The 5,461-nt window shown below is 52.9% G+C and carries 3 protein-coding genes; 1 reads left to right on the top strand and 2 read right to left on the bottom strand.

Going from position 1 to position 5,461, the window contains the following annotated elements; translation table 11 throughout:
• Window positions 1-654: 654 nt before the first annotated feature.
• Together EI185_RS17400 and EI185_RS17395 are read right to left on the bottom strand one after the other, a co-directional pair.
• Window positions 655-1,542: an alpha/beta hydrolase gene (locus tag EI185_RS17400; RefSeq protein ID WP_124706414.1), complete on the bottom strand. Its 888-nt coding sequence runs from the start codon at window positions 1,540-1,542 to the stop codon at window positions 655-657.
• Window positions 1,543-1,551: 9 nt separating this feature from the next.
• Window positions 1,552-2,319 (bottom strand): hypothetical protein, encoded by a 768-nt coding sequence (locus EI185_RS17395; protein WP_124706413.1) that lies wholly within the window; start codon window positions 2,317-2,319, stop codon window positions 1,552-1,554.
• Window positions 2,320-2,864: 545 nt separating this feature from the next.
• Here EI185_RS17395 and EI185_RS17390 point away from each other — a divergent pair.
• Window positions 2,865-5,393, top strand: a complete 2,529-nt coding sequence (locus EI185_RS17390) for a P-loop NTPase family protein (protein ID WP_124706412.1) — start codon at window positions 2,865-2,867, stop codon at window positions 5,391-5,393.
• Window positions 5,394-5,461: the final 68 nt, after the last annotated feature.

The raw sequence follows: 5,461 nt of genomic DNA, 5'->3' as shown, positions 1-5,461 counted from the left end.
CTCGCGACTGCTTGCGGGCGTCTTCTTTTTCCATGCGCGCTGAGACACGTTACAAACCTTAAAGTTCACGGATAATTCGTGCCGAGTCTATAGTCCTGACTTGCCTGCATTTTGCCTGAAGTTTAACACTCCGGACAGCGCAACCCTTTTCTGCAAATTGGCTTGAAGTATTTTGATTCGGGAGAATTTAGCGGGTAGCTTCCGAATTCTGAAAATATTGTAAATGACAATGTGGTAGAGCCTGAACGGAGTGGAAAGCCGTTTGAAAAAAGTTTGGCTTGTACATCAAATGTGTCAAACAGCGTGCAAAACTTTCCAGATTAGGGGTGGAAACAGCGTCCAATAGTTTCCACCCCAGAATGAAAAGCTACCCTCTTAAACTCAATGCATTACTGTCTTGACTGAGGGGTCCACCATACATCGCATCTTCCTGCTTGATGGTCTGCAATGCCGCGAAAGCAGTCATCCAGTTCCGGCTGTCTGGCCGGAACTTCCGTGCCTGGAGCAGTCATGTGTCAAGTGCAGAGCAATGAATAATGGGGCTGCAAAATTTCGTCCGGGATTCCGGGGAATTCGCGGTAGGCCAAAAAACGTTCAGTAATCTAGTTCGGCAAAGTGCCAACGTTCTGGGTACTGACGCTCGCTATCAGTGTGCTATCCCAGCACCAGCTCTCTACCGACAATTTTCCGAACAGGCATGTCTCTTTCCCTAAGTGGGGCTTTCATCTGGGTCTCATGTGATGTGATAACAGCGGTCGGGATTTCGTTTTCCACTGTCAGTCCCAGAAATTTCCTGACCGCGTTGGCGCTCTCGGGGTGATCCCAGTAGTACCCATGGTTGTAGCCATAGATGCCCATATCGGTACGCTGGGACCATAAACCTGCACTCGGCTGCCCATAACGTCCTATAGCGCGTGGAAGCATCCCTTCACCTGCTACCGTTTGGCCGAGGGGGAATGCATAGTGGAGCACGATGTCGTCTTCGGAATGAAGGACCGCGCTTCGGTGTACAGCCCGCGCTGCAGGGTTCAGCGCACCGCCGTCGTCTACCATGAATACTGGTACGGCTGCCGCCATGAAACAACCGGCGCTATAATTAAGCTTGCTCGGGGAACCTGCCTTCAGGTACTGATCTACGAGTTCCAATCCCAGCCGATTCCCCAAAGAGTGGCAGACCAACGTCACCTCCAGCGGCCAGTTGCCGGGAACCGTTTGCTTTAATAAGAAGGTGTGTAGCAGTGCAGCCGATTGTTTGGCCGGTTCCAATTCAAAGGGGTAACTGAACGCTGAAAGCAGCCCCCAGTCTTTATCTCCGGGCCATAGGAATCCGCACGGTTGGCCGGTGGAAGATGCCTTGTCGAGGCCGCTGTTCTCCAGGAATTTTCCGTAGCTGGCAAGCGCGCCTTCCTGTGTGTTGTTGTAGCCATGGATCAGGACGATCAGCCGGGAGGATCGCAGTTCGAACCCATCAGCCGCTTGTGCTTCCGGCAGCAAAGGCCCGCCGACTTTCTCTTTGCGAACTGTGATTACCGGTACACCCATGCATTTCCCCTAGGAACGCAGCTTCTGCAGGGATGCGATCAGGTCTCGCGCTATCGGTGCCAGGAAGCCGCCGGCCAACCCGACCAGCACTACTGTGATCCATTGTGTCCTAGTCCAAGGCGTTTCGAGAGCCTTCGCAACGGAAGGCTGCGACAGCGAAAACCCGATCCCCGTGATCAGGAAGCTCACCCCGAAGGATGTCACCTGAAGTAACCATTTCCAGCGAAAACCCGCCGAGATCTGGAACCCATCGATGGATCGCTGCACCTGATGGATGACGCGGGCGCGGGCGTCAACCAGGGCCTGCGGTTTTGGCTGGCCGGGTACTTGTGGCGTGGACGGCGTGAGGAGTATTTCGACGTCCTCGGTTTCCGCCAGCGCGGCCAGGCAGCTTAACAGGTCGGAATGCCTCTCCGGATAGTCGAGGAGAGCCTGAGCCGCCGCATTCATCTGGCCACACAGTTGCTCGATTTCCAAGTCGTAGAACGCCTTCGGATCACCCGCCGTCGCCAGACGGATAAGATCTTTTTTTGCCTTGTGCACGTCGGGACGGGTTTTCCCGCTTGCTTGTGCCTTGTTCGCTTTTTCGCCGAGCCATTGTTTCAGCTTCCAACAATGGAACCATCTCCGCAGGGGAAATGCGTCCTTCCCCGTCTGAATGATCGCCATGCTTACTGTGCCTATGGCCGCCATGGCTCCGAGAAAAGGGAGCGCTTGAAGGCCGACCGCTTTGATGAAATTCTCGAGAAGTTTCCAATCAATATTCACAATATCCACAGCTTCCCCCCTTTACGAGTCTTGGCTTTCTGAAATGCCTACACCTGCCTAAGCAATTTCGCTTTGTCAGCAGCCTGTCTACTCAACATAGCTTTTTACAAGTAAAAGTCTATAGTTTTAACGTTGGCTAATTTCATCAGTGATGGCGGCGGCGTGGCAAGTCGCCTTGCTGCTGCGGCGTTGCGCAAACCTGAATGCCGCTCGCCGCGCATTCCATAGCGTCCTGTGGCGCGCATGCCGGAAAGCTTGTTGCCGCGCTCTGGTGTATGCATGGTGTGGCTTGGATTGAGGTTCGAATCGTCGCACAGGTGTGGGTTTAGGCCAATCCGTTTTTCGTTGTAATTAAAGGTAGGGTGCTTTCGCCTAACCTTTGTACCTATATAAGGGTGAATGGGTAGAACAGCCAAAGTATCGACTTCTACAAACCGTCGTATTAGCTTGAGTATCGAAAGGCATTCCGAGGTTATATAGGCAATAGCCTCCAGATTTGTGCACCTTACTTTGTCAAGCTGCTAGGCGGCATTGCTGAATTTATAGAGGACTCTATGAGCAAACCGGATTTCACCTTCTACCCCCGCCCCGAAGCACATTCCATGAAATGGGACGAACTGCTGCTGCCGCTTCGCCATGCCGTCCGGGATCTACTGCTCCGCCTCGATGGCGCCGTCAAAGAAGGCGATCAGAGCATAGCGGGGCGGAAGGAGGCCAGTGGTGGTGAGGTCGCTGCAAATTGCTTCCTCGTGTACGGTGAACGAGGCACGGGCAAGACCACCGTTCTTCTTAGTGCAAAATACGCTGTGAGCGAGGCCTACGATGACTTCTTCGAGAAGGCTAAAGAGAGTGAGGAAGATAAAACAGCCAAGGACAATTTATGCGAAAGTGCGAAAAAGTGCGCCGGGGAACTTAAACGCAAAGGAATCGTTTGGCTCGACGTGCTTGACATGGAATCGCTACCGCTCCATGCCAACTTGCTGACGACAATGCTTACGCGTGTGCGCAACGCCCTTGATTCATCTGGGCACGAGAAGAAATCCCTTGCACTCACCTCGATTCTCGAGGAGGGCGCGGACAGCGCGCGACACAAGCTCGATCAATTGATCAAAGACGCGACCCTCATGTGGGAGGATATCCGCGAGCCGGATACGCGCAATAAGGCCAACCGGCAAGTCGCTGCCGCGGATATCTATGCACAGTATAGGGGGCGGTTCCAGGATGCAATGGAGACGCTGTCCCTAGAACTTGGACGCCGTAGCGGCAGGAACGACGAATACCACCCCATCGTTCTCCCCATCGACAACATCGATCGTAGCACCGAGCACCTTTATGGCATCGTTAAGTTGGCCCAAATGGTGGCATGCCCTCACCTCTGGATAGTAATGGCCGGCGATCGCGAGGACGTCGAGAATTATTTGGAGCGGGCCTATTGGAAGGAGTTGATCAGCATCGGCGAGGGTGCGGGTGGTGCTGGCAAGTCGGGTCTGGGCGGTGAGGACGAGGCTTTAGTGATGGCACGGCGCCAAGCCGCTGCCGCGTCGCACAAGCTCCTTCCGCCGAGCCATCGGATCGAAGTTGATCTCGTAAAACCCGTCGAGACGCTGGGCTTTAGTGCCTCATCAATTGACACATCGGACAGGAACGACTCAACCAAAGGCCAAACCATCTATGAGCTACTCGAAATGGTTGGTATCCCAAATATCGGAAACGGACCCCCGGTCAAATTCGTTGAGATATTCGATGCACGTAAACACGCAGAAATCCGATCGAAGAAAGTGAAAGCGAGCAAAGGTATATGCGACTTAAAACAAGCGCACTTAACGCAGTCGGCTCGGCTTGGACTCCAGTTGCCCGCACGAGGAGTGATTGATCTTTGGCAACTCGTACATTGGGCAGTCAATGATCCCGCGAGTAATGCCAAAACGAATGATCTTAGGGCCGAGACAATCGCCAGGACGATGCTCCGGAATATCATCGCCGAGAGCAAGATGTCCAGTGAGATAGGTAGGTTGCTGCAAGAAAAAATCATTTGCCGCGATCCAGATGGAGCGACCATACTTAACTTTAGGGAGCCCAACCCCAGCCTGAGCGTAACCCACCTGCGTGCATCTGGCTTTGATTATCGCGTTGACTTGAAGACGCCACTGCTAAGAGAAAAGACGAATCCGAGTTATGCGGTTCGATCCATCCTTACCATCGTTGGCGACGAGGAGTTAGTTATTTTCTCTCTAGAACGAAAGTCCGCACAGAAGAAGCGCGACGGTGGAGACATGATGGAGCTGTCGTCTCTCGTAGCCGGCTGGCTGGCTGTTCTTCACGATATCGTAATGTGGGCAGCAAAATCGTGGGTCGTACGATCACCGTTCTCCGCAATGGATGTACCTTTTGTCCATTTCGTCAGGGTCTCGCATGAAGTTGTTTGCGTCGACGGGCAACGAATCCGGAAAGATCCGAGGAAGCTATTGTGGCCCGCGCCCCTTTGGAATAACTTTTTTTCACACGATGTATTTTGGCTGAGGTGGGATGAAATCGGATCATCCGTTCGCAAGGCATGCGAAGGTGATCAAGCCCATCTAGTGGACTACCTGCCGCGGGTGCTGGCCGTTGGATGGGTGGCATGTGTGCTCGACACGTTCTTGGTACTCGCACCCGAGAAGTGGAAGCCTGTACAGGATGTGGCGTCTCAATCAGAAAGGATAGGGTTGATAATCAAGACCTTCAAAACAGAAGGGTGGAGGTATGAGAATATCGAGAACTACGAAAAAGATGTAATGAGGGCTGCCGCCAATCTCTATTGCGCCATATTAGGAGACGTTTCAATTCCAGGTCAGGAGCGAGTTTTTTTTAAAGAAGAGGGCGTGACGTTCATGAGAGACTGGTTAGAGCAGAAGTTACCATTGCTTCTAGGTCATCTCTACGTCCCAATGAGCGATCAGGATGTCGCGCAAAAACGACGGGATAACATTATCGAATTCCTCACGGGCAAGAGTTTGAGCGAAGAACAAAAAGTGCAGAACAAAAAGGAGCTAGACAAGACACAGACGTTGGTAGCGGCAGGGGGTATCCGCGATTTTGTGTAAACGGGAAATCGTTTAAAGCTGCGGCATGCGCTCATCGAACATGATCGTGAACCGATTTAACGCGGCCT

The sequence above is a fragment of the Sulfuriferula multivorans genome (assembly GCF_003851125.1).
Lineage (GTDB): Bacteria > Pseudomonadota > Gammaproteobacteria > Burkholderiales > Sulfuriferulaceae > Sulfuriferula > Sulfuriferula multivorans.
The sequence above is the reverse complement of the archived record's forward strand: the minus strand, read 5'-3'. Positions and strand labels throughout refer to the sequence as shown.

Excerpts from the sequence above, each read along its gene's own strand:
- EI185_RS17390 (WP_124706412.1), top strand. The coding sequence starts at position 2,865 with ATGAGCAAACCGGATTTCACCTTCTACCCCCGCCCCGAAGCACATTCC.
- EI185_RS17400 (WP_124706414.1), bottom strand. The coding sequence starts at position 1,542 with ATGGGTGTACCGGTAATCACAGTTCGCAAAGAGAAAGTCGGCGGGCCT.